Annotated in this window: 26 protein-coding genes; 21 read left to right on the top strand and 5 right to left on the bottom strand. The window is 38.4% G+C overall.

All coding sequences use genetic code 11. The annotated features are described in order from the left end of the window. The first annotated feature begins 69 nt into the window (after positions 1-69). A complete protein-coding gene (locus G6R08_RS06555; protein WP_163527245.1) occupies positions 70-420 on the top strand; it encodes a DUF2200 domain-containing protein in 351 nt (116 codons plus the stop codon). A 375-nt stretch (positions 421-795) separates the two neighbouring features. Beyond that, positions 796-2,328, top strand: a complete 1,533-nt coding sequence (locus G6R08_RS06550; protein WP_163527244.1) for a BCCT family transporter — start codon at positions 796-798, stop codon at positions 2,326-2,328. Between the two features lie 41 nt (positions 2,329-2,369). On the opposite strand, the gene istB is transcribed toward G6R08_RS06550, so the two are convergent. Next, entirely contained in the window at positions 2,370-3,137 is a 768-nt protein-coding gene (gene istB / locus G6R08_RS06545) for an IS21-like element helper ATPase IstB (protein ID WP_163527243.1), read from the bottom strand. Between the two features lies 1 nt (position 3,138). Continuing rightward, positions 3,139-4,692, bottom strand: coding sequence for an IS21 family transposase (istA, locus tag G6R08_RS06540; protein ID WP_163527242.1), 1,554 nt, complete (start codon positions 4,690-4,692; stop codon positions 3,139-3,141). 398 nt (positions 4,693-5,090) lie between these two features. Between istA and G6R08_RS06535 the strand changes: the two genes are divergently transcribed. From G6R08_RS06535 to G6R08_RS06505, 7 genes are all read left to right on the top strand, one after another. Further along, positions 5,091-5,276 carry a PspC domain-containing protein gene (locus G6R08_RS06535; protein WP_163527241.1) on the top strand — a complete coding sequence of 62 codons (186 nt, stop codon included), beginning with the start codon at positions 5,091-5,093 and terminating at the stop codon, positions 5,274-5,276. Between the two features lie 175 nt (positions 5,277-5,451). After that, positions 5,452-5,661: a hypothetical protein gene (locus G6R08_RS06530; protein ID WP_163527240.1), complete on the top strand. Its 210-nt coding sequence runs from the start codon at positions 5,452-5,454 to the stop codon at positions 5,659-5,661. A 114-nt stretch (positions 5,662-5,775) separates the two neighbouring features. Next, entirely contained in the window at positions 5,776-5,973 is a 198-nt protein-coding gene (locus G6R08_RS06525) for a hypothetical protein (protein ID WP_163527239.1), read from the top strand. 56 nt (positions 5,974-6,029) lie between these two features. Next, positions 6,030-6,542 carry a hypothetical protein gene (locus tag G6R08_RS06520; protein WP_163527238.1) on the top strand — a complete coding sequence of 171 codons (513 nt, stop codon included), beginning with the start codon at positions 6,030-6,032 and terminating at the stop codon, positions 6,540-6,542. 1,261 nt (positions 6,543-7,803) lie between these two features. Next, complete coding sequence (locus G6R08_RS06515; RefSeq protein WP_163527237.1) at positions 7,804-7,998, top strand: hypothetical protein; 195 nt, start codon at positions 7,804-7,806, stop codon at positions 7,996-7,998. Positions 7,999-8,448: 450 nt separating this feature from the next. Further along, entirely contained in the window at positions 8,449-9,108 is a 660-nt protein-coding gene (locus G6R08_RS06510; RefSeq protein ID WP_163527236.1) for a lysozyme inhibitor LprI family protein, read from the top strand. 167 nt (positions 9,109-9,275) lie between these two features. Then, on the top strand, positions 9,276-9,833 hold the full coding sequence (locus tag G6R08_RS06505) for a DUF4256 domain-containing protein (protein ID WP_163527235.1): 558 nt from the start codon (positions 9,276-9,278) through the stop codon (positions 9,831-9,833). A 57-nt stretch (positions 9,834-9,890) separates the two neighbouring features. Here G6R08_RS06505 and G6R08_RS06500 read toward each other — a convergent pair whose 3' ends face one another. Next, positions 9,891-11,708, bottom strand: a complete 1,818-nt coding sequence (locus tag G6R08_RS06500; protein WP_163527234.1) for a cation:proton antiporter — start codon at positions 11,706-11,708, stop codon at positions 9,891-9,893. A gap of 274 nt (positions 11,709-11,982) precedes the next feature. Here G6R08_RS06500 and G6R08_RS06495 point away from each other — a divergent pair, with 274 nt between their 5' ends. The 9 genes from G6R08_RS06495 to G6R08_RS06455 all read left to right on the top strand — a co-directional run bounded on the left by G6R08_RS06495 (position 11,983) and on the right by G6R08_RS06455 (position 21,106). Next, a complete protein-coding gene (locus G6R08_RS06495) occupies positions 11,983-12,192 on the top strand; it encodes a hypothetical protein (RefSeq protein WP_163527233.1) in 210 nt (69 codons plus the stop codon). A 409-nt stretch (positions 12,193-12,601) separates the two neighbouring features. Beyond that, on the top strand, positions 12,602-13,120 hold the full coding sequence (locus G6R08_RS06490; RefSeq protein WP_163527232.1) for a sigma-70 family RNA polymerase sigma factor: 519 nt from the start codon (positions 12,602-12,604) through the stop codon (positions 13,118-13,120). Next, positions 13,117-14,193: a DUF4179 domain-containing protein gene (locus G6R08_RS06485; protein ID WP_163527231.1), complete on the top strand. Its 1,077-nt coding sequence runs from the start codon at positions 13,117-13,119 to the stop codon at positions 14,191-14,193. The genes G6R08_RS06490 and G6R08_RS06485 overlap by 4 nt, the downstream gene beginning before the upstream one ends. An 84-nt stretch (positions 14,194-14,277) precedes the next feature. After that, positions 14,278-15,615, top strand: coding sequence for an alpha/beta hydrolase family protein (locus tag G6R08_RS06480; RefSeq protein ID WP_240339656.1), 1,338 nt, complete (start codon positions 14,278-14,280; stop codon positions 15,613-15,615). Between the two features lie 297 nt (positions 15,616-15,912). After that, positions 15,913-17,466 carry a BCCT family transporter gene (locus G6R08_RS06475; RefSeq protein ID WP_420810380.1) on the top strand — a complete coding sequence of 518 codons (1,554 nt, stop codon included), beginning with the start codon at positions 15,913-15,915 and terminating at the stop codon, positions 17,464-17,466. Positions 17,467-17,731: 265 nt separating this feature from the next. Further along, on the top strand, positions 17,732-18,202 hold the full coding sequence (locus G6R08_RS06470; RefSeq protein ID WP_163527230.1) for a peptide-methionine (S)-S-oxide reductase: 471 nt from the start codon (positions 17,732-17,734) through the stop codon (positions 18,200-18,202). Positions 18,203-18,251: 49 nt separating this feature from the next. Further along, positions 18,252-19,103 (top strand): GNAT family N-acetyltransferase, encoded by an 852-nt coding sequence (locus G6R08_RS06465; RefSeq protein ID WP_476702769.1) that lies wholly within the window; start codon positions 18,252-18,254, stop codon positions 19,101-19,103. A gap of 259 nt (positions 19,104-19,362) precedes the next feature. Continuing rightward, a complete protein-coding gene (locus G6R08_RS06460) occupies positions 19,363-19,917 on the top strand; it encodes a TetR/AcrR family transcriptional regulator (RefSeq protein WP_163527228.1) in 555 nt (184 codons plus the stop codon). 58 nt (positions 19,918-19,975) lie between these two features. Beyond that, positions 19,976-21,106 carry an MFS transporter gene (locus G6R08_RS06455; RefSeq protein WP_163527227.1) on the top strand — a complete coding sequence of 377 codons (1,131 nt, stop codon included), beginning with the start codon at positions 19,976-19,978 and terminating at the stop codon, positions 21,104-21,106. Between the two features lie 73 nt (positions 21,107-21,179). Here G6R08_RS06455 and G6R08_RS06450 read toward each other — a convergent pair whose 3' ends face one another. Continuing rightward, positions 21,180-21,581, bottom strand: coding sequence for a hypothetical protein (locus G6R08_RS06450; protein ID WP_163527226.1), 402 nt, complete (start codon positions 21,579-21,581; stop codon positions 21,180-21,182). A 2-nt stretch (positions 21,582-21,583) separates the two neighbouring features. Next, a complete protein-coding gene (locus G6R08_RS06445; protein ID WP_163527225.1) occupies positions 21,584-21,796 on the bottom strand; it encodes a helix-turn-helix transcriptional regulator in 213 nt (70 codons plus the stop codon). Positions 21,797-22,008: 212 nt separating this feature from the next. On the opposite strand from G6R08_RS06445, the gene G6R08_RS06440 reads away from it, so the two are divergent. The 3 genes from G6R08_RS06440 (at position 22,009) to G6R08_RS06430 (ending at position 23,982) form a co-directional block, all read left to right on the top strand. Next, a complete protein-coding gene (locus G6R08_RS06440) occupies positions 22,009-22,281 on the top strand; it encodes a hypothetical protein (protein WP_163527224.1) in 273 nt (90 codons plus the stop codon). 760 nt (positions 22,282-23,041) lie between these two features. Continuing rightward, on the top strand, positions 23,042-23,455 hold the full coding sequence (locus tag G6R08_RS06435) for a hypothetical protein (protein ID WP_163527223.1): 414 nt from the start codon (positions 23,042-23,044) through the stop codon (positions 23,453-23,455). Between the two features lie 302 nt (positions 23,456-23,757). Continuing rightward, positions 23,758-23,982, top strand: a complete 225-nt coding sequence (locus G6R08_RS06430) for a hypothetical protein (RefSeq protein WP_079529241.1) — start codon at positions 23,758-23,760, stop codon at positions 23,980-23,982. The last annotated feature ends 26 nt before the right edge of the window (positions 23,983-24,008 follow it).

Raw genomic sequence — 24,008 nt, 5'->3', positions numbered from 1 at the left:
AAACGAACTATATTTCATGATATAATTGGGAGACAAGCTAGCGAAAATACATGAAAGGGAAGGTATATCATGCCTAAACATAAGATCTATACAATGAGTGTCGCAAGTGTCTATCCCCATTATATTACGAAGGCGGAGAAAAAAGGACGTACGAAAGCGGAAGTTGATGAAATCACCCGTTGGCTGACAGGGTATAGCCAGGAAGAGTTAGAGACGCAATTGGAAAACAAGACAGACTTTGAGACCTTCTTTGCGGAAGCTCCCCAATTGAATCCTTCCCGGACTTTGATTAAAGGTGTGATCTGCGGTGTCCGAGTGGAAGACATCGAAGAACCGACTATGCAGGAAATTCGCTATTTGGATAAGTTGATCGATGAGTTAGCAAAGGGAAAAGCGATGGAGAAAATTTTGCGGAAGTAATCATTATAAACGAAGAAACACTGCCTCCTTTTATAAAATATAAAAGAAGGCAGTGTTTTTTTGTTGAGTACTAAGTATTACGAATTTAATAAGAAGGCATAGCTCAGAAGAGAAGCTATGCCTTCTTTTTTTATTAAGAGAATCTTACACCCTCTCCAATCGATTCATTTTTTGCGTATCTCTGCAAAATATGACTAAATCTCAAGAATTTTTACTAATTACAGGAATCAAACCATCTAAGAAGCAGAAAATAGTTCTACAGCATGAGTTTCAAATGTGTTTTGTATGTCATTTTTACAAGTTAGTTTATAGGTTGTTGTTACATTTTTTGAATTATAGTCAAAATAAATGTAAAAAAGGAGTTATTTGTTAAATATGAAAAATGCTTCAGTTGTTTTTTACACATCATTAGCAATCATGTCAATTCTCGTACTTATGGGAGTATTGATGCCTGCATCGTTAGAGAGTATCACTAGCAGCACTCAAAGTTTTATTATCAGTTCATTTGGCTGGTATTACTTAGCGATAGTATCGGTGTTTGTAGTCGTTTGTATTTATTTATTGGTAAGCCCAATTGGTAAGATTAAACTTGGGAAACAGGAGGACAAGCCCGAGTTTTCACGCCCAACCTGGGTCGCTATGCTTTTTAGTGCGGGCATTGGAATTGGTTTAATCTTTTATGGTACATTTGAGCCGCTTAGTCACTACGCAATAAATTCACCTACAGGGGAACTTGGCACGAATCAAGGTATCCAGGATGCAATGAGATTTACATTCTTTCACTATGGAATACATCCATGGGCAGTTTACGGGTCTCTTGCCTTAGCTCTTGCTTATTTTAGCTATAGAAAAGGAGAACTAACCTTAATTAGCAAGACATTACGACCACTGATCGGCAAACATGCAGATGGATCAATTGGTAAGGCTATTGATATCATAGCTGTTATTTCAACGATTATGGGGGTTTCTACATCACTGGGATTTGGCGCCGTACAAATAAATGGGGGGCTATCTTATCTATTTGGAACACCAAGTAACATAACGACTCAAACGGTGATCGTTTTTGTTGTTACAGTCCTGTTTATGGTATCTGCGTTAACTGGTATAGGCAAAGGGATTAAGATCTTGAGTAATCTTAATATGGGACTTTCCTTCTTCCTTTTCTTATTCGTATTTGCTTTCGGGGCGACACTTTTTACGTTAAATTTATTTATGGATACTCTAGGGTCTTACTTGCAAAATCTAATCAATATGAGCTTTCGAATGGCTCCGCGTAACGAAGAGGCCCGAAGCTGGATTAACACATGGACAATTTTCTATTGGGCATGGTGGATTGCTTGGGCACCATTTGTAGGTGTTTTTATCGCCAGAGTATCGAGGGGAAGGACAATTCGTGAGTTTGTTGTGTATGTTCTCCTAGCTCCATCACTTATCAGTTTCATATGGTTTACAACATTTGGAGGTGCGGCTATCACAACAGAGTTATCGGGGCTTGTGTCAATATCTTCCCTATCACCTGAAGAATCCCTTTTTGGAGTTTTAGAAACATACCCGCTTAGTATGGTGTCCTCCATCTTAGCAATTCTTATTATTGTTACGTTCTTTGTGACATCCGCGGACTCTGGTACGTTTGTTTTAGGTATGATGACCACAAACGGATCTCTGGATCCAGGCAGGGGAATCAAGGTGATTTGGGGAATATATCTGTCCATTACTGCTCTCGCACTACTTTATTCGGGCGGATTGCTAGCTCTTCAAAACACAATGATTATTGCAGCTCTTCCCTTTTCAATTATTATGGGCTTCATGGTCATTAGTTTGATGAAAGCTTTGAAACAGGAAGCAAAGGAGCTGGGAATTGGGCAGATTAAAAACATAAACAAAACAGATGATAAACCATCCAAGTAGACAAATGTAACCGTCAAGTAGTTTTGAACACTTTTTGCTCATTAATTTTGAACACTTTTCGATTGGAATACAGACTTTCTGTACTTGATTCGATGACTAGACCCATTTAAATGAATGACTTCAGCCCGGTGAAGGAGCCTATCTAGGATCGCTGTGGTAATTCCCTGATCGCCCATTAATTCTCCCCACTCCTCTGGGCCTTTGTTGGACGTCAGTATTATAGAACTTCGTTCATACAAATGATTCACTAACTGGAAAAACAGGTTGGCCTCTTGTTGGTCCATTGCCATATACATGAGGTCATCGATGATGACCAGATCGGCGTCCCTAATACGTTTAAGGCGCAACTGTGCTTTTCGGATGTACTCCTCAGTCTTTAAAAGAGGCACCAGCTCTCCCATGGAGATGAAGACCACACGTTGGCCTTGTTGGATGGCCTCCAATCCAAGGCCTATCGCCAGATGCGTTTTCCCTACCCCTGGCGGACCAAGGAATATTAAATTAAATGCGTGATCTAGCCAAGAGAGTTCCCGCAGCTGTTTGAGCTGCCGTGTACTTAGAGATGGTTGCTCTCCCAAATCAAACTCATCAAGGTGCTTCTCATATGGGAACTTGGCCCATTTCAGGTGCTTTTCTATCATCTTCTCCTCGCGGCGCTTCTCTTCGTACGTGAGGAGTTCATGCAGAAATTCCTGGTATGTCCAAGAGCTAACCTCTGCCTTCCTTAAAAAAGAGGGCAGCTCCTTAGACGTCTCTGACATTCTAAACTGATGGAATTGAGCCTGTAAATTTTCTACTGTTCCAACCAACTTACACACCTCCCAAGATTTTGATATAGCCATCTATATCGCGTAATGCGGCCTTTTGTTTCAATAGTTCCGTAGGAACATCGACTCCTGAAAGTTCATCTTCAGGAACTTGCTCCTGAAGCCCCTGAATCTTGGAGAAGTGCTTTACCACATCGTAAAAGTCATTCGCACTCCACAATCCCTTCTGAAGACAAGTATCTAGGGCCTCCTGAATGAATGGCTTATAATGTTTAACGGCTTTCTGAAGAATCTGCAGCTGATCCCGTATGTACCGGGGATAACGCTGATGCAGCTCGTCGAGGAAGACCTGAATCTTTTCTTCTTCATGGAATGATGTTCTGATGGTATCCATGTAAGCAGCTATTCCTTTTGACCTGTCTCTGGAATGGTGGGTATTTTTAATAAGTTTCCCTTTGTTAGTAGAGAGTCTATGGGTAGCTAGAAGGATGCCGTCGGGCGAAGCCTTAATGAAAAGCTTTTCTCCCTCCACCTGTATGTAGACCGTGTTCTCGCCGTTTGGCTGATATGTACCCAACGGGACGGAATAACGATTCGATTTGTATTTGATGACATTGTCCTTATGAACCATCCTTGTTATACTGTAACTAAGATTGCTCTCGAAAGAGAGTGGTAAGGAGACTTTTCGTAAGTGTGGCTTTTCCAGGGCGAACACTTCGACAGGTCTCTTTTTTATGGTGTTGTGGACTTGATAATTTCCCTTCCTTTCCAGCCAGGCCAGACATTGTTCATTCCATGTTTCAATTTGATGGAACACACGATTCTTTCCAAAGTTGTATTTTACAAACTTTACAACGTTCTCTATCTTTCCTTTAGATTCAGGGTCTGCTTTCCTGCATAGGAATACACGAAAATTCCTATTTTGTTTATAGGCCTGAAATTCCTCTGTAAATATGAGATCCCCTCCATTCTCACTGACCGTCATCAATTTATCCTGGTCATAGACAATTTCTTCTGTGATCCCTCCGTAAAATTCAAAGGCATTTTCATGACACCGTAACACGTCCCTTGTCGTGAAAGGCTTCTCCTGCCACTCCACATACTTATATCGGGAGTGTGAAAGGACAAAGGCTATCACATAAATTTTAATGGTTTTCCCATCAGTGGTCTTTACTTTTAACTCTCCAAAATCCACCTGCATCTGTTTACCTCTCGGTAACTCCTGTAATGCCTCAAAGTGACGTTTATTCAAGACTTTGGGGATATGATATTTCTCCCGAAGTTCCTTTACGTAAGTTCTCACGGTACTCTCCCCAATCTCTCGGAAATTACATCGTTCTTCCAGCCAGTCTGATATCTGGGAGGCCGAAAGGTCTGGGTGTTCCCGAAGCCAATCTAATATGACCTCCTGATAAATATCCAGCTTTCTTTTTCTGGCTCTTAGCGTTTCCACCCATTCCACTGCAGCTTCGAAGTCTCTTCCCAGATAAGTATATACAGTGTTTCGGGACACCCCGCATTTTCGTGCTATTGCTGATACATTAAAACCATCCCTCTTCAATTGATGTGCTAAAACGATTTTCTCCAACTTCTTCATCTACTCCTTACTCCCTCCAAACCAGGTCGTTAACATACTTGTTAAGTTTACATGGTTGGAGGGGATTAGTGGTGAAAAAGTGTTCAATTCTATCAAGCAAAAACTGTTAAGTCTAATCTAGCAGTTACAGCCATTTAGAACTTCAGGAATATTTAGGGATAAACGGTGAAGAATTATCAAAAATCTTACCTCGAGAAGAAGATAACGTCATAAAAAGTAAAATTCCATATATAAAAATCGGCTATAAATTTTATTTCCCCGTAAATGCAATAGATAAATGGCTAACTGAGACGGAAGCAGAAACATTTAGATGAGGGAATGTTTCAATAAAGTGCAGTTTTCATAAAAAATTGATGTAACTTCAGTGAAAGATAAGCTTTTTAAAAAGGAGTGAAGCAATGAAATCGAAATTGAATAGATCTCTGAAAAATAGATCCTTACATGGAGTTTGTGGTGGTATTGCTGAATATATAGGTTTATACCCTATAGCTGTCAGGTTAGTATTTATCATTGCATTACCGATATCTTTGTTATTATACATATTTCTAGCTAACATCCTCGATAGTGAATCTCCTTCTTTGTAATTGTGTTATTAAATAGAAGGGACTGAATCGGAGCACGATTCCAAACTAGTTTCTAAACATTCAGAAGTAGTGTCTTTTGGTATTGAACCAGAAAAATCATTCAAGTTGAGCCGAGAATATGGTATGTTGCGGAAGATCGGACGTTCTTTAGATGCTTTTACAGGAGTGGATAATTTTGTTTGTTGGTAGAATTTTATTTTTATTAGGAATGGCTTTTGTTTTCTTTAGTAGCCTTGTATTCTTTATGATTCCTTTTGCAAATAGTTACGGGGATTTAACCCTTCCATTATTCGGGTTACTAAATGGATTTATGGCAATGGGTGTTGGAGATATTGTGATAGACCTAAATCATAGGCGAAGGGTTGAGAAGGTGGAAAAAAGATAACATGTCCTTCACTCGCAAACTATTTTCTTAAATCAAAACGGAAGAAGGAACAACGAAGGACTTGCGCAGTCCATTTTTCCTGGCAACCAAGATTAATTAAGAGGAGGATGATTTTTGTTTTTATTAATGGCAGGACAAAGCAGCTTTAATACAGGAGATGCTATCGTTCAATTAATTTTATCTTTAGTGCTATTATCTGTTCCTGTATCTATAGTTTTCCTATTCGTAAGCTTCAGGAAACAGAGTAAGAAATCAAAGCAGTTGGAAGAAAAAGTTGATAAGCTGCTAGACAAAAACGACGAAAGTTCTTAAGGGCATATTCAAGGTACAAAAGAATATCTGAAATCGGGATTGAAGGGGAGTACATATTGAAAAAACTGATTTTTTTATTTCTAATTCTCTTTTTAACTGCTTGTCAATCCGGTGATTCCAAGGCTTCAAATAATTCCACCGGCAATGGGGAGAAAGGAAATTATGAGAAAAAACCTACCATCACCTTAAGTCAAGGAAATAAAGAGATTACCGCCAAATTGGTTAAAGAATGTTGGGCAGAAAATTGTACAGAACCATCGGCAATGTTTCAGACAATTGATTTACTTAAAATAACAGATAATATCCAACCCGCGAATGTTACAGTAGGTAAAGATATCTCAATAAAAGTAGATGGTCCAAAGCCGACAAAAATGGGTTATTTTGTTCAAGAAGTTGAATTTAACGGTACAGGAGCAAGCTTAGAAGACCATAGTCTTGAAGATAGTAAAATTCCACTTTACGAAGAAGGAGCAAAAAAACATTATTTACTGATAGCTAGTTGGTACAACGGGGATGAGTTTATCGGATCCATTTCAAAAGCTTTTGTATTGAAAATAAGTGAAAAGTAAAGGCAACTACAAGCAATCTAACTCACAACAATAGGAGAATAATCCAGTCGTTTAATAGAGTTAGATTGCTCTCTACCAATGATAAGCAGGGGTTAAATTATGGAACTCAATAAGCCAAGTACCAACAATAAGCTCCTCAAACTAAAACAGCTCTAACACAGAGATGTTTTTAGTTTGTTTTCTTCAGTATTCATTCCAGACACTTTAAATATCTCCTCTTTATTATCACACCTTGCTGGGAAGTTGACTTGTCGATCAACTGCACATTGTTATGGCAGTTCCAACGGTTTTTATTAATAAAGAAAGGGAGAGGGTAAATTTATAGATTCTGGATTACACTTTTTCTAAAAACAAGGGATCCTCCTCCATTAAAGGAATTTGTTTTAATATTGAAACTTTCTTGAATTACAGTCGTATAAAGAGAAGGAAATCTTATACAATACTTGAAAGCGTAAGGCAGAAACTATGGAAGTTGGAGGTGTTAAAGTGGGATTTAACGAAACCTCTAGAAGAAGAGATAGGTCTGATAAGAGGATTATACGGTCGAGTAGTATATCAGATTTTTTATCAGAAGTATTGTCTTGGATCCTTTGGGTACCCGAATTGATTTTCTTACCGTTTAGATGGCTATTCAAAGGTATGATTTGGCTAGCAAGAACAATAATTCAAAGCTAATTCTAAATCAATGTAAGGCGGTCTCTGACATAAATTGTTTAAGAAAATAAACTGGTACCAACACTTTTTTGTTCTCTGAAAAGCCAGTTAGCAGTAAAAAGTTCAAAAGGGTGATTCAACTGAAAAACAAGCAGCAAAATATTGGATTAGTCTCTTTTATAAGTTTAATAATTGGTCTTATTTCCTTTGTTATTTATCTGACTGGAGATTCATTTGTTGATGACAATATTACAATGATGTCCAGTTTTATCTTTTTGGCGCTTTCTTTCCTTTTATCATTATTCAGCAAAAAAAGTAATCTTGGAAGATTCTCATTATACACAATTGTAGTATTACTAGCTATTGTTGTGCTGTTTTTTGTAGCTATGTCGCTATTTTGGAATCAAGCTTAATTGACTTCACTACTGAATTCCCTCATTTTTATGGCTGAAGCCAGTTTTTTTAGATTTTCTTAACAAAGCCTTCTTTAAAGGGGCAGGCTCAAACGTCATTCTATTAAAGGATCTTTAGTTGAAAAACTCCGGGTTATTAACAATCAAAGTAGATGACAATTTCGAGTGTTCTTTACAAACGAGGGGGGAACTATATGAGAAGTATTGGGCTCATCTTCCTTTTGATTTCGCTAATTACGATGTTTTTCAATCTGAATTTTGGAAGTTTATTATTTGGAATGGGGACTTTTATGCTCGGAACACATAACTTACATATTAACAAAGTATTGTCTTACATTTACATTGTTTCTGGTCTCGTTTTTATCGTGTATAGTATAGGAAGTTTTTAAGGTTTGGGAAGGAAATGACGGCTATTGCTTCGTCTAAGAAATAATTGACACTTAACTTTTGAAGAATAGCAATATTGATCAAAAATTGTAATAAAGGGCGAATTAAATGAAGAGCAAAAACACCATATTGAGTATTGTGGGTATTATATTATCTTTCATATTATTTGTTGTGGGTGTGTGGTTTTCAGGACAAGTTCCATTTCTTACTTTAGTAGGAATTTCGGGATTGTGTTTAATGTCTTATTTCATATTCCGTATTGTATCAAGAACTCTTGAAAATTAAACGAGATCATCGTGCCGGAAGGAATACTGCATACAAAAATTAATGTGAAAAACTTTGGGAGATGCGTAGCTGTACGACTTTTATTAAAAGATCAAATAAACTATAGTAGCGTCATAAATAATAACATCACATCATTTCTATAATTACAGAAGGAAGGTAGCTTTTTAATGAAAAATAATCATAAATTATTCATGGTCATGTTAACGGTAGTAATAGCTCTATTGGGTGCTTGCGACAACTCAGATGAATCAAGTGCTGAATCAACCAATGAGAGTCCAGACAGCAGTACGACTCAAAATGAAAATGACGACACCACCAATAAAAGCTCAACAGATCCAGATGAAAATAAAACGGATAACCCTCCAGAAGATACCGATGACACCCAGGTAAATGACCAGGAAGCCACTTCTGAAAATACAAATTTAAATGATGAAAAATCATCGACATCCAATGAAAGTAACAGTGAAGCTGCTGTACTCAGCAAAGGAGAATATCTCGAGAAACTTAATAAAATGGAGGAAGCAGATAGGTATGCAGAAGTTAGAGAAACAATGTCAGAAATGGTTGCACAAGAGGAGGAAAGGTATCAAAAATGGGATGAGGAATTGAACAAAATTTATGGTGTGTTGGAAGAGCAGCTTCCTCCAGAACAGATGGATAAACTAAGAGAAAAGCAACGGAATTGGGTAGAACATAGAGATGAAGCCGCTAAAGAGGCATCATTAAAATATGAAGGTGGATCAACGGAAGAATTAGAATATGTGGCTACGCAAGCAAGTCTTACGAGGGAAAGATGTTATGAGTTAGTTGCAAGATATATGGAGTGATTTGGGATGCTTTTTTTATAGGAAACACAATTGGTACCTCCCGTTAAATCAGGATATGCGCTATTAATTTTATGATATTATTTATACAGCACTAGTGCTCATATGTCAGTGTTGAGTGGATGATATACTTAGACCATTATAAGTAAACACAGTAAGGAGGAAGTAACATGACAAAAGAGTTGTCACTGGAACAACGAGAAGAATTGCTCGGAGCAATGAAAGACCGTTTTGAGAAAAACATGCACCGCCATAAAGATCTTGAATGGGGTGAAGTTGAAGCAAAGCTCGAGGCTAATACTGAAAAACTGTGGTCGCTCAATGAAATGGAAACAACTAGCGGTGAACCGGATGTTGTGGGTTATGATAAAAAGACGGACGAATACATTTTTTATGATTGTTCAGCGGAAAGCCCTAAAGGGCGCAGAAGTGTTTGTTACGATCGTGAAGCCCTGGAGTCTAGGAAAAAACACAAACCAGAAAACACCGCTATAGATTTGGCAGCTGCTATGGGCATTGAACTTTTAACGGAAGAACAATATCGGGAGCTCCAGGAAATGGATCAATTTGATAAGAAAACGTCAAGCTGGGTTCAAACACCTGCTGCTATTCGAAAACTTGGCGGAGCGATCTTTTGTGATCGTCGCTATGATACTGTATTTGTGTACCACAATGGAGCAGAATCTTACTATGCTGCAAGGGGTTTTCGTGGCTCGCTAAGGGTTTAAATGCTTCAAATTCCTTCACTAACGGGCGCTCATCTCTAGTAAGATAAGCGCCTCTATCTATTCCTCTATTTCTTCAGTGTTCTTGCTTAGAGTGTCTGGCGGATCCAGGCTTACAACTGTATCGCCTTGTTTCCCTATGACCTGTCCTTCATGTGTTGAAAACTCGATTTTTCCAGATGATTTTAAAACAAACAGGATCAAGCTTTGTTCACTGCGTTCCTCCACGCATTGGGAAAAGCTTTTTTTAGTTAACTCCGTTGTGTTGAATTGGAAGCCTTGTTCAACACGGTCATTCAGATCGCCCCACGAAATATTTTCCTTTGTTAAAATGCGTTTGTCATATTTGTCAACGAGATCCGTCAGTCCTTCTCCATTCTCATTGTGCAGACTAAAGATGTTATTTCGGCCCATTTCCTGAACAAAGGATCTACAAACTAAAGCGTTATAAGAGTTCAGATTAGATGCTGCCACCATGTATTCATATGGTGTGATGTCTAACTCATGATCGTATAGTTCAGACAATATTTCGCCATGAAAGGTGTCAATATCTGTCCCTTGAGCAGCCTTTAGCCGCTGCTTTGATGAATCCGCCAATAGTATTGGAATATCTAACTCCCTCATCACTTTTGCCATACTGACACTAAATGGATTACTGCCAACAATCAGGACACCAGGCTGGCTGTTGACAGCGAGACCAAGTTTCTCCGCTACCCATCGGATTGAAAATCCATGTGCCACCACCGTTGAAAAAACGAGACCGAGCGTCATGGGGATGACAAGATTTGCATCAGCATACCCAGCATCTAACAGGACATGGGCAAAGTAACTGGAAACGGTTAACGCGACAATTCCTCGGGGGGCGATCCACCCGACCAGCGCTTTCTCCTGATTCGTAATATCTGTATTAATGGTTGAAAGCCAAATGGATAAGGGACGAACAAGGAAGATCATTAACAGGATATAGCCAATGATATTCCAACTTAATATATCCAGCAATGTTTCTCTTGTTACCCCTGCTGTAATCATGACATAGACCACTGACATAAGCAGTACAGACATATTTTCCTTAAAGTGACGCATATCACTAAACGATGAAATATTCATATTAGCCAATTTGATTCCCATCGCAGTGACTGCGAGTAAGCCTGTTTCATGTTTAATCTCATCGGTCACCATAAAGCAAGCGGTCACCATGGATAGGACAACGGGGGAGCGTAAAAACTCAGGAACATAACCTTTTTCGAAGATCCACCCTACGATAACTCCTGTCAACCAACCTATAAAGGCGGCCAATAGAGACGATAGGAAAAAAAAGAGCAGTATGGCTGCTGAAATTTCCTCAGATGTAAGAAAAACAATGATTTCAAATGCAAAAACAGCAAGTAATGCTCCAAGTGGGTCAACAATAATGCCTTCCCATTTTAAAATCGATGCAGGCCGTTGTTTCAATTTCGCCTGCCGTAAAAGAGGTAAAATAACCGTTGGGCCAGTGACGATGAACAGACCACCAATGACAAAAGCAACAGCCCAAGACAGCCCAGCTACATAATGTGCAGCAAATGAACCCAAGATCCATGCAATAAAGGCACCTACTGTTATGATTCGCACTATGGGACGCCCAATCCCGCGAATTTCCTTGAAGTTGAGGTTTAAGCTCCCTTCAAACAGAATTATCGCTACCGCAATGGAAATAAATATCTGAAAGGTATCCCCAAATGCATCTTTTGGGGTCAAGATGCCGAAAAGCGGTCCAGCAAGTAAGCCAGCAAGGGACATCGCTACAATGGCTGGAAAACGAAAATGCCAGGCGAGCCATTGGGCGCCGATCCCGAGGACCCCGATCATGACTACTTGAAATAATAAAGAATCAACCATAGGTGAACCTCCTCACTCATCTATGTATAATTGTTAGTATGTCCCATAGAGTGTTGAGCAATTTATACTTTTAATGATTTGATAAATATGTTTACTTATTTTGTTGGCCATTATTGTAGTAATATTCAACTCGTTACATTTAATCTAAATCCACTCGCTAAATCTGTGGAATAGCGCTAATTTCTACGTTTGGGTCAGATTGTGAAGTAATCTATTGAGAATATGATGGGATTTTGAAATAATTGTAATTAAGCTAGAGTTGGTGGTGATATAAGTGGAAAAAGATGTGGAAAAGCAAGTCCTAGAAGAATTGGAAAGCATAAATCAGACTTTACAGGATATGAATGAAAATAATAAGAAGAAAAATCCTCCAATACTTTTTGATATCTTAAAGTCTTTGTTTGTAGGAGTTTTTGTTGTCGGCCCGATCATCGCCGTTGTAATAGTGGTTGTTCAAATTTTAGGAAGTTGGGTATTCAATTAATAGGAATACATAAGAGTTGGATAGCGGACTTTATTTTAAGTTGTAAAATGGAAATTAGTCTTGGTCTTCATATAGTGATTGCAGTTATCATCACTATTACTTTTCTGAAGGAACACTACTTTCAAGTATTGTTCTATATGTCCTTGCCAGTAAGTACATGCTACTTTGTAATCGATGAAATGTTAACAAAAAGAGATCAAGTCCCTTTCAAAAAAACAGAATGGCTCGGTTCTAAACCATTTTCTAATAATAACGGCTTTTAAGAAAAAGTTGATAAGGTGAATAATTGGGGCATCCTGTATAGAAAAATAGCTCTCTTGCTAGAGAATCTCGATTTGTGAGGTTCTTTTTTTATTGAAACGTTTTAGGTTTGTTTCGAGTCTAAGAATTGGAGCGGAAGGAGGAAAACATGGCGGATCAGAAGAAGGTAAAAAAGGCAAAAAGGGGAAGCGATAAAGCTTTTCAGGAATTGATTCAAGAAGAGAAAAACAAACTTTACCGTATGGCATATGTGTATGTAAAAAATGAAAGCGATGCTTTAGATATTGTCCAGGAAGCCATATACAAGGCGTACATATCGATGAAAACATTAAAGGAGAATAAATATTTTTCTACGTGGTTAACACGAATTTTAATTAATCAGGCATTGGATTTTATCAAGAAGAACAAACGTGTAATACCTATTGATGAAATTGAAAATTTTCATACAAGAGAAGTTCATCGGGAAGAAGACAGCATTGATTTAGTCGATGCTATTAATCGGTTACAAGATCAATATAAATCAATAATCATCCTCAGGTATTATAAAGATTTTACGATAAAACAAATTGCTGAAACGCTGGATCGCCCTGAAGGAACGGTAAAGACTCATTTACACCGTGCCGTTAAACAGTTAAAAATGGATTTAAAGGAGGAAAGTATTAAATGAACAATGACTTTCCGAATTTTAAGAAGGATGTAGACAAAATAGAGGTTCCTGAAGAAAAGTTGAATACTGCTATTAAGTCTGCCATTAAGCGAGGAAAAAAGAAAAAGTGGAGCTTTGGCAAGAAAGTGACTTATCTTAGTGGTGCTGCTGTAATAGTATTTTGTTTGTTAATAGGGTCAGCATTCGTTTCTCCGGCTATGGCAAAAGTGATGTCGAATGTTCCTTTAGTTAGTGAAATTTTGCAGAGTATAGCCCAAACTGAGGATAGGGAAGAAAAGTTAAATCATTTCTTTGGCAAGGCGCATGAAACATTAACTAATAATTATCAAGGTGTAGTTGATGTTGCAATGTCTATGTTTTTCTCCTCGGAACCACCTAATATCACTGTTTTTGTAAGGGATAAAACATCTAAACAAGAACTTGAAGATGAAATAGTACAGGTTATTAAAGACCTCGCCCATTCTTACAACATTGGTGAAGTTGAAATTAACGTAGACGTACAGGACAAAGAGTTTGCTCATAGGAAGAATGGAGAAAAAGAACGGACGAATCATCAACTTTTCCAAATCACCCAAGAGGTATTGCAACAAGAAGGTTATCGTTTTACTACGTTGGGGATCGATGCTCGGACACCACATATTATAAAAGTAGAAATTGTAGGAAGCGAACAACATTATAATAAAGTGAAGGATGACATTGAAAAGTTGGTCCACAATGCAATTTATTCTCAAGAGCAATTAAAATATGAAGTTGAAGTCACCAGGCAAACTGAAGCAGAAATAAAGGAGCAGAAGTGGCAACCGATATTATCATCGGTCAGGGAGGAAACACATAAAAGATACAACAAAGTGACTGGATTTGCTTTTTCCTTCCATCCAAAACCACTTCAAATCATTTTAAAGACTTCTCTGTCAGAAGGGGGACAAAGTAAAAGGACAGCTGAACAAATTGCTAACTATGCAAGGCAGGTCGTAGAAATAAAGAGAGATAAATTATCAATTGAAAAGATTCCTTATAAAATTATTATAAGAGATAAAGAACAAGAAGCCATATATGAAATACTGTACAAGTGAAATGTAAATGTTAGTTTCTATGAAACCTTCTTGCCCTTCACTCGTACCTTTAGAAAGTAATAAATTCACTGGAAGGATGAGTCGATGAAGGGGAAAAGTATTGGTTTATTGTTCGCTATCATGCTTTTGTTAGTAGGCTGCAGCAGCCAATCCGATCAAAACCAAACGGATCAGAGTAAATCAGAAGATGGAAAATCGTCCACAGAAGGTATAGCAGGCAGTTGGAATGGAAGTATTAATGTGCCCAACCAGCCATTACCGATCATGACTACTTTTGAAAAAGGGGACGGATGGAGTGGAGCGCTCAGTATTCCGGTTCAAGGTGTAGAGGACTACCCGTTTGCGGAAGTAAAGGTTGATGGATCAGCGGTCTCTTTTCACATGGAGTTAGCAGGTCAGAAGATCAGCTTCGAAGGGGAGAAAGAGGGAGATACGATATCTGGAACCTTTACGCAGCAAGGTCAATCGTTTCCTTTTGAACTGAAAAAGGGAAAAGCTGAAACGGGTGATGTTGCCAAAGAGGAAAAGGGGCAATTTCTCAGTGTCGACACGAACGAAGGCAAACTGTTTGGAGAGCTAGAGACGCCTGTTGAAGAGGGGCCGTACCCAGTTGTGTTGATTATTCCTGGTTCAGGACCGACTGACCGTAACGGTAATGCTGCCACCGTTCAAGGGAAAAACAACAGTTTAAAGCTTTTGGCGGAGGCGTTAGCCGAACAGGGTATAGCTAGTGTGCGGTACGATAAACGTGGTGTAGGGAAAAATCAACAAGCGGCGATTCCGGAAAAAGAACTTCGCTTTGACCAATTTGCGCAGGATGCTCAGGCATGGGTAGACATGTTAAATGGGGAGGACCAATTTTCAAAAGTAGGCGTGATTGGGCACAGCCAAGGATCTCTCGTTGGTATGATGGCAGCTGAAGAAGTGGGCGTTGATGCCTTTGTATCGTTAGCAGGGGCTGGCCGGCCGATAAATGAAGTCCTTTATGATCAGTTAAAAGTTAATCTTCCTGAAGGTCTGAAAAAGCAAAGTAAGGAAATTCTAGAGCAGCTAAAGGCAGGCGAACAAGTAGAGGATGTACCCAAGGAATTACAAAGCGTATTTCGTCTATCTGTTCAGCCATTTTTGTCTTCATGGATGCAGTATAACCCTGCCCAGGCAATTCAGAAGTTAAATATTCCTATCCTGATTGTCAACGGAAAACGGGATCTTCAAGTACCAGTCCAAGAGGCCGAAATGCTCCAAGAAGCGAAACCAGAGGCTGAATTGTTAGTGATTGAGAAAATGAATCATGTCTTAAAAGAGGCTCCTGAGGACAGAGCAGGAAATTTACAGACTTACTCCGATCCGGACTTGCCGTTAGCAGATGGACTGGTCAAAGGGATCGTAAGCTTTTTCAAGAATGTTGGTTTTATAGAATAGATGAACAAACGGAGGAGAGCGCCATTCATCGGAGTGAATGGTGCTCTTTTTGTATGGCCGTTTTTCTCACATCTATTCCATGCCATTTGATTGGAGGTGCCATTGCTGTATAATGGTAAGCTGTCGAACAAATTGGGCTCGTTTCTTTAATTTAGTTTCTAAACTAAACAACTAGGAGTGAAGGAAAGGGATATCCGAGATTGATCAGGGAGTCGAAGTTCTTTTGCAGAGGCAATGAAAACTTGATAGTCAGGGACGAAACCTGAACATCAGGGTATTATTTATAGGGGTGAATGGATGTCAAAGAGTGATCAGATTTCGTTAAAGGAGAAAGTGAATTGGCCCGTTTTTATACTAAGCGGCGGCCTGCTTCTTCTATTTGTTTTACTTTCGATTGTTAAAGTAGATATGGTTAAACATTACGTAGACATAGGTTTTGCCTTATCGATTCGTTATTTTGGAGCGTATTGGCAGTTGCTTTTGTTAGCCACTTTTATTGTAGGAGCTGCGATTGCTTTTTCCAAATATGGAAGGGTGAAGCTTGGCAATCCAGGCCAACAGCCGGAGATGAGCTTGTTCAAATTTATTGCGATTGTCGTGACTTCAGGACTTGGGGCTGGCGGAGTGTTCTGGGCAGCCGCTGAGCCGATGTATTATTTTATGGAAGTCCCACCGATGCACACGGGGATTATTGCGGGGACGAAAGAAGCGGTGGCGCCCGCTCTTGCTCAAAGTTATATGTCATGGGGATTCACGGCCTGGTCAGTCTATGGTGCGATCAGTACGATCGTGATTATGTATGCCCATCATCATAAGGGCATGCCGCTAAAGCCGAGAACCCTTTTGTATCCTATCTTTGGTGAAAAAATTCGTGATAGCATTTGGGGAACACTGGCCGATGTTTTTTGTATCATTGGAGCAGCGGCTGGAACCATCGGGCCGATTGGGTTTCTTGGGTTGCAAGTAAGTTATGGTGTCAACGCGGTGTTTGGATGGCCTGATACCTTTACAACACAAGTGTTCATTATATTAGCTCTCATTACAATTGTTTTATTCTCTACATTAACTGGTATTGAAAAAGGGATTCAATGGCTAAGTAAGGCAAACGTCGTGATGGCGGTGGCCATAGCTTTCTTCTTATTGCTGTTTGGTCCTGGCGGGTTTATTATAGATTCCTTTATTTCATCCTTTGGAATGTACACGAGCGAATTTATTTCGATTAGTACGTTTCGGGCTGATCAGGAATGGCTGGGGAGCTGGATGCTCTTCTTCTTCGGCTGGTTTATCGGCTTTGGCCCATTAGTTTCACTGCTTGTCGCGAGAATCGCTGGAGGGCGCAAGATTAGAGAAGTATTCCTTGTGGTCGCTATTATCGCACCGCTGGCCGCCAACTTTTGGTTTACCATTTTAGGCGGGACAGGCATTCTTCAGGAGTTAAAGAATGCGGGATCGATCAGTGGACCTCTAATGGAAGGCGGACTGCCGGCGGCGATCATCGCCATTGCTGAAAAAATGCCATTAGGATTTATAATGCCATTCGTCTTTCTCATTTTAACGATGCTCTTTGTCGTCACGACCGTTGACTCAATGGCCTACTCAATTTCGATGAGTGTAACAGGGGCCGGGAATCCACCGAAAATGGTTCGTGTGTTCTGGGCAGTGATCATGGCAGTAATTGCTACGATTTTAATAAAAATTGGCGGGGGAGGCATTGGGGCTTTACAGTCATTTGTCGTGATTGCCGCTGTTCCTGTCTCGATTTTAATGCTTCCGTTATTGTGGCACGCACCGCGGATTGCGAAAGAGATGGCGAAAGATCAAGGAATCATTGATAGAAACGCAGAAAAATAATTCATAGTATTGTTTAAGCACTCCGGCACCTTTTGAAAAGGTTGTCGGAGTTTTTTTGTATGTAATTTGTAGGGGTAAAGATACAAAAGTGATAAAATTAGAGGAAGATAATGACTGGAAGATTGGATTAAATATTTTGGGTTAACTATTTCATCATAATGGTTTATATATATTCCTCTTTCGCTAACGGGTACGAAACTGAAATAAGAACTGGGCTCGATTCTTGGATTTTTGGGTCATTTTACTGTATAAGGGAGAGAACTATATGGAAATGGTATATATTGCAGGTGGATGTTTATGGGGAGTACAAGCTTTTATAAAAACTTTACCTGGAGTTAAGTTTACAGAAGCGGGAAGAGCTAATGGAACAAGTCATACGCTTGAGGATGATTATGATGGGTATGCCGAATGTGTAAAAACAGGATTTGATCCGACGGTTGTAACAATCAGGGACTTAATGGGATATTTATTTGAAATCATTGATCCATACAGTTTGAATAAACAAGGGCAGGATGTTGGCGAGAAATATAGAACAGGAGTATATAGTGAAAAGGCAGAACACTTAAAAGAGGCGAAGGCATTTCTTGGGGAGAGAAATGATTATGACCTTATAGTTGTTGAAGTATTACCTCTAACAAACTATGTGAGAAGTGCAGAAGAACATCAAGATAGGTTAGCTAGATGTCCAAATGATTATTGTCATATTCCAGAAGAAATTTTAAGTAGATATAAGTAAGGAGAAAGATGGTTTATAAACTCTATAGTTTTCAGAAGGGGGAGTAAAACTGGATAATTTAAAGATCACTAATAGGATGTTAAGAATAATGAAGAATGCGGAAAGCGAGGTTGAAATTTCAAAAAGTAATGTATTAGAACCGATACATTTACTGATCGCTTGTATTAGTGAAAAAAAAGGCGCGCTTGGGGAGGTTTCTTTAAAATGTACCTTGGATGCAGCATTTTTAAGGGCCCAGATTGAAGATGTAGGAAATACCGCAAACCAAAACAGGACTAAAACCCCCCTGTTTAACGTTTATGTAACAGAGGAGATAAAACAGGTTTTTGAGGTTGCCATTAGCATAATGAAAAAATATAACCAAGTTTATCTAAATGAAGGTCATGTCCTTAAAGCATTAATTAACATTGATCTTATCGATAAATATCTAAATGATTACAATAAAGAAATCATACTAACTCTCGGTACAACATCCCGTGATATGATTACGCATCTTGGTAATTACACTTTTCCAAACATAGATTCTCATTTTGTTCGAAAAGTGAAGCAGACCGATTCTGATAAACTAGTAAAGTATGTAGAACACAATTTTTCATACGAATGGTCACAAACTTTAAAAGGTGGTTTTAAATCAAGAAATCCATCAATATACATAGCTTTGAATAATGAGGAAGAAATAGTCGGATTCGCTGCTTTTGACGTCTATAAAAATAAAAAATGCTATTTTGGTCCTATGGGTGTTTCTGAATCTAATAGAATGAATGGAATTGGTTATTCGTTACTCCATCATTGTCTAAAAGATATGAAAGATATTGGTTACGAGTACGCAATTATTGGTGGCGCCGGCCCCATTGAGTTTTACGAAAGAGCGTGTAATGCAGTTGTAATTCCTTCAGCATAAGAGAAAATCATTTTTTAAGTATGAGTTATTAAAAGAGAATGATGATCCTCAGCAATACGATTGGGCGCACTTCCGGAATAAAGGATATGCGTCTTTTTGCATGAAAAAGGTCAGGTATAGATGAATCTCTTTATTTATTTTCTGTTAAAGTGTGCTGGCTAATATGGTTTTTGATTAAATAGTTGACGGTAAGATTGAGTGTTTGATAATCTGTTTGTAGAAAGGTCATTCTATCTAAAAAGAAGGAGGAGTGGATGACATGGGTCGATCTGTAAAAAAAGATACACTACTCAGCGTAGCTGAACGGTTATTTTATGAGCACGGATTTCATGGAGTAGGATTGAAGCAAATCATCAGTGAAGCGAATGTAGCAACGATGACGCTTTATAATCATTTTTCCTCCAAGGACAATTTAGTTGAAGAAGTACTTAAACAGCGGGAAGAACGCTATTGGTCTTATTTGGATTCACAAGTCGAAATGGATTCAGATTCGCCTTTTATTCTTGCTGTTGAAGCTCACGGTCGTTGGTTAAACGAACAATCTTACAGAGGATGCATGTTCTTAAGAGCAATAGAAGATTATGCAGGAACAGATAATGAAATTGAAAATATTGCAAGAGGTCACAAATCCAAATTACTTAAATACTTTCAGCAATTGGCTCAAAGGAAAGGGAAAGATAACGAACGGGATTTAGCTCACCGATTTACATTGCTGCTTGAAGGCACCACTTCTATGACAACATTGATTGGTGCAGAGAAAGCAACGGAACATTCTATTGCGATGGCGAGGACACTTGTCCAACATACATCGTAATTTTTTTATCTGAAAATTAGAAAGGTCGTTCTATATAATTTAAGTTAGGATGAATACCATGAAATTTTCAAAATTAGTTTTACCTGGAGCTACCATGATTGCTGCCACCTATGGATTGGCGAGGTTTAGTTTTGGGTTGCTTCTGCCCGCAATCAATGAATCACTTGAAATGTCCGAGTTTGTATCGGGGATGATTTCTTCGCTGTTTTATTTAGCCTATTGCCTCACAATCATCCTATCCACTGTGATTACGACAAAAGAAGGGCCGAGAAGGATGATTATCTCAGCTGGGATGTCAGCTTTTGCTGGATTGCTGTTGATAGGTGTCACTCCTAATGTATGGTTGCTTGCGCTAGGGGTGTTATTGGCTGGAGGAAGTACAGGTTTGGTATCTCCTCCTTATGGCGCCGCGATATCGCTATGGATTAAAGAGAGTAATCAAGGTAAAGCAAATACATGGGTCAATTCAGGAACCAGTTTTGGCATAGCCCTTTCTGGAGCAGGAGCGATTTTATTAGCACCGAATTGGAGACTGACGTATTTGATCTATGCTATCTTGACATTCCTGATATTGATATGGAATTTCCAAACGATTCCGAAAAATGGTATGAGTTCGAGGGTGAGGTTTAAAAAAGGAAACCTCTCTATACGAGGAGTAAAAGGAGCGATTCCTTTAACTTTGGCATCTCTTACCTTGGGGTTTTCAACAGCGGCCTTTTGGACATTTTCCAGATCTTTTATAGAAGTGGCTGGAGATTATAGTGAATGGCAGCTTTCGGGATTTTGGGTCATTATAGGACTATTTGGTGTGCTAGGAGGATTTTCTGGTTCACATGTTGAAAAATGGGGACTGTCTTTAGCTTATAAGGTAGGGAGTTTGTCGATTGCCTCATCATCGATTATTCTTTCTTTTGCACCAGGAAATTTGTTGATGTCTTATTTATCGGCTGGAATTTTTGGCAGCTCCTATATATTTTTAACCGGCGTCCTTCTTGTCTGGGGAATCCGTGTATTTATTACGAATGCATCATTAGGTATCGGCGTACCCTTTTTAACCTTGGCAATGGGTCAGGTAATCGGTTCAGTACTCGCCGGATGGCTCATTGGGACATGGGGATATGTTACTTCCTTTATACTTTACGGAGTAGTAGGCATTGTGGCTGCCCTTATAGCCCCAAAAAAGAGATAGATCTTAATTATCGAGTCTACATGAAGAGGGCGCAAATCTGGAAAAGACTTGCGCTCTTTTTGTGAAAGGACATTTATCCTTCCTCCGCTAAAGGGAGAAAATTAAGATAGTCACGTATAATCCATCTTAAAACGAAACTAGCTAGAATCGTATAGGCGATGAGATTAGGAAAAGTCAGAGGTATATCCGTGTTTAGTATAAGTACACTGCCTATGAATAAGAGAAAAATCATAGCCCAACAGGTTATATATCCGGCAAAGTGAGCGTTAGAACGAGTACGTTGATCATGCTCAAGGTTAACTTTGGGCCAATTTCCCTTTTTATGAATATCAATTCCATATGCCCCGTAGTGAATTGTAGCTATAATCGCAGCAACTAAGGTCGTTGTGGAGCTGGATTGGAAAAAATAAAGATAAAATAAAATTAATGGAATCCCCATTTTCAATAGGAAGTTTGTTCTGTAGGTCAAATTCATTTTCATTCCTCTCCTTCGATCCAAAATAAACTGTCTATAGAGCAATCTAATACAGTAGCTAATTTAATAGCTGTGCCAATGGATGGTTCATAACGTTGTTTTTCTATGGCAATAATCGTTTGTCTAGTGACCAGGATCTTTTCAGCTAATTGGTCCTGGGTGAACCCCTTCTCTTTTCTCATCTCTTTTATGGAATTACGTACTCCATGTTTCATCGTTTACGACCTTTCTGAAATGTAATGTGCACCTTACATAACTTGATTATATTCTAAAATAAATGTAATGTAAACATTACATTTTAAATTTTTCCATATTTTAAGAAACAAAATCATCTATGATACTTTATACGGGTTGGGTTCCTCTAAATCAATTAAATCTTACCAGCTGATGAACGGAGCCATTACATTAATGAGATTAAGGACATCTATTGGAATTAACGGAGGAAGATAATCAACTAGTAAAACAAACTGTGGAATCGTTTATTTCGCCTGAAAATCTAAGCAAGGAGATCCTTCAAGAGGCACAAGAAAGCAGACGAAAAGAATTTGAAACTGCTGATTATTGGTTTGGTGTCACACTCGTATCTGTGATTGCTCCTTTTGCTACAATGGCTTTACCTATAATTTCACCTGACCTTAATGTTGGCTTGCTCTTGCCATTCATCTTACAGTTTATAGTAGGGATTAGTGTGTTATTTTGATATTTCGATAGAAAACTAACGAAAAAGCGTGTGGATATTCTTCGTACAATAGGAAAGATAATGATTCCTGTACTAGCTATTCCATTCGGCTTTGTTCTCGATTTCTATCATTCAATCAGGAGAGATAAATATTTTTAACGTGTACTACCTAACGAGCTTTTAATTGTATGGACCTTGTCTTATTTTGCAATTAGAAACTTGTACAAAAAGATAGTAGATTTTGTATGGGATTATAGAATCCTAATATTTATTCTAACTGAGCGCGATTCTGAAGTAGTGAATTGCGCTCTTCTTTGTGTGTAGAGCCAGATTCATAAAGGGTTTCTCACTGAGAGATAATAAACCTGTTTTCATTTTGTATTAAAATAAGGTGAATTTACATATTCTTCAAACAAGAAGGTAATTGAAGGACCATTTCTCGTGGCTATTGTACCAGGGTTACTTGTTATATAGCTTACTTGGTGGTTTAAAAGATTAAACCTTTCTTTATTTGTTCGATTTATCCCAATCATTTTAATTCTAATTGCCGCAATCATTTTGTTCTATATTGGTTTCGTAAACATCAGAGGATTTGAGGGAGCAGCCTTCGTGATTTTGCTTTCTTTTTGATTGGCTTTACCATCGTATCTTTAGTTATTAATTAAAAAGAGATCTGTTCAAGGTTAGAGAAGTTATCTTTAAATATTGAAACCGTAGGGTAACCATTTTGTAGTATATAGTGAGAATTTTAATTGAAGGTATAACTGAAAGGGGGAGGCTATTGAAAAAGGTTCTTTTTGTATTTATGTTTATTTTTATCAGTTCGATTTTAGTTGCTTGTGGAGGTTATTCACCTGAAAATAACTGGGTGTTGGAAAAAAGCAGGTTGGATGAGGTGGGTGAAATTGAAACTTATGTAACAAAATTGCAGAATAACCCGGATACAAGAGGATTTAAAGTATTTACAATAGCAGAAGATAAAAAAATGGTTGTCATATCATCTGGAAATAAAGATAAATCATTAGAGTTAGATAATGTAGAAGTAGTTTCGGGTGATACCAAAATTACTCTATCTGAGATGAATAGGAAAAATGGCGAAGATAATCCGTATATAATGGTTGGATTGGGTGCTATAGAAGGTGAACTGTATGTGAAAAGTATCGAAGGAAATAGCTTTGATAAAATCACTTGGTAGAGAAAATGTGGTGGAGGATTTGGTTTTCTTATAATAACAAAAATGAGAAGCCTTGTCTGGATATCGAACCTCCCAGATAAAGTGGCAGTTATGAAAGATCGGTATTATGTTCTATTAAGGTTATCTTGAAATCAAGTCTTCTGTTAAAGGGCCATTATCTGGAAGACTTGAATTCGAGATATTTGATACACTTTTAAGAGTTTTTCACCTGTTCAATCCCAATTATGGTAAGAAAATTTTTTGTGCTTGAAACTATGTTGGATCCCAACCGTAAATATAGATAAGGGGAAGGATGGGAAGCTATGAAGAAATATTTCATTTTTATAGGGAGTTTCATTTTACTTTACTTAGTTTATCAAATGGCATCAGGTTTAATTTTGACTATGAATTATACTCCAGACATTTCTTTTTTAGGAGGTTCTTTTCCTCAAGAAGTGAGTTTTGGGCGTAGAAGCTTTCATTTGTTGGTCATAATATTGATCGCTAGCCTTGCCTATTTCTTTTCACAAAAAACACAAAATAATTAGATCTTCTTAAAGAATAGGGCGCAAAT

It is taken from the genome of Halobacillus ihumii, assembly GCF_902726645.1.
Lineage (GTDB): Bacteria > Bacillota > Bacilli > Bacillales > Halobacillaceae > Halobacillus_A > Halobacillus_A ihumii.
Note: the sequence above shows the minus strand (reverse complement) of the source record. Positions and strands in the feature narration are given on the sequence as shown.

What these genes read in the sequence shown, in the direction of transcription:
- G6R08_RS06555 (WP_163527245.1), top strand. Translation starts at nt 70, where the DNA reads ATGCCTAAACATAAGATCTATACAATGAGTGTCGCAAGTGTCTATCCC.
- G6R08_RS06550 (WP_163527244.1), top strand. Translation starts at nt 796, where the DNA reads ATGAAAAATGCTTCAGTTGTTTTTTACACATCATTAGCAATCATGTCA.
- istA (WP_163527242.1), bottom strand. Translation starts at nt 4,692, where the DNA reads ATGAAGAAGTTGGAGAAAATCGTTTTAGCACATCAATTGAAGAGGGAT.
- G6R08_RS06535 (WP_163527241.1), top strand. Translation starts at nt 5,091, where the DNA reads ATGAAATCGAAATTGAATAGATCTCTGAAAAATAGATCCTTACATGGA.
- G6R08_RS06515 (WP_163527237.1), top strand. Translation starts at nt 7,804, where the DNA reads ATGAGAAGTATTGGGCTCATCTTCCTTTTGATTTCGCTAATTACGATG.
- G6R08_RS06510 (WP_163527236.1), top strand. Translation starts at nt 8,449, where the DNA reads ATGAAAAATAATCATAAATTATTCATGGTCATGTTAACGGTAGTAATA.
- G6R08_RS06505 (WP_163527235.1), top strand. Translation starts at nt 9,276, where the DNA reads ATGACAAAAGAGTTGTCACTGGAACAACGAGAAGAATTGCTCGGAGCA.
- G6R08_RS06500 (WP_163527234.1), bottom strand. Translation starts at nt 11,708, where the DNA reads ATGGTTGATTCTTTATTATTTCAAGTAGTCATGATCGGGGTCCTCGGG.
- G6R08_RS06490 (WP_163527232.1), top strand. Translation starts at nt 12,602, where the DNA reads ATGGCGGATCAGAAGAAGGTAAAAAAGGCAAAAAGGGGAAGCGATAAA.
- G6R08_RS06485 (WP_163527231.1), top strand. Translation starts at nt 13,117, where the DNA reads ATGAACAATGACTTTCCGAATTTTAAGAAGGATGTAGACAAAATAGAG.
- G6R08_RS06480 (WP_240339656.1), top strand. Translation starts at nt 14,278, where the DNA reads ATGAAGGGGAAAAGTATTGGTTTATTGTTCGCTATCATGCTTTTGTTA.
- G6R08_RS06475 (WP_420810380.1), top strand. Translation starts at nt 15,913, where the DNA reads ATGTCAAAGAGTGATCAGATTTCGTTAAAGGAGAAAGTGAATTGGCCC.
- G6R08_RS06470 (WP_163527230.1), top strand. Translation starts at nt 17,732, where the DNA reads ATGGAAATGGTATATATTGCAGGTGGATGTTTATGGGGAGTACAAGCT.
- G6R08_RS06460 (WP_163527228.1), top strand. Translation starts at nt 19,363, where the DNA reads ATGGGTCGATCTGTAAAAAAAGATACACTACTCAGCGTAGCTGAACGG.
- G6R08_RS06455 (WP_163527227.1), top strand. Translation starts at nt 19,976, where the DNA reads ATGAAATTTTCAAAATTAGTTTTACCTGGAGCTACCATGATTGCTGCC.
- G6R08_RS06450 (WP_163527226.1), bottom strand. Translation starts at nt 21,581, where the DNA reads ATGAATTTGACCTACAGAACAAACTTCCTATTGAAAATGGGGATTCCA.
- G6R08_RS06445 (WP_163527225.1), bottom strand. Translation starts at nt 21,796, where the DNA reads ATGAAACATGGAGTACGTAATTCCATAAAAGAGATGAGAAAAGAGAAG.
- G6R08_RS06430 (WP_079529241.1), top strand. Translation starts at nt 23,758, where the DNA reads ATGAAGAAATATTTCATTTTTATAGGGAGTTTCATTTTACTTTACTTA.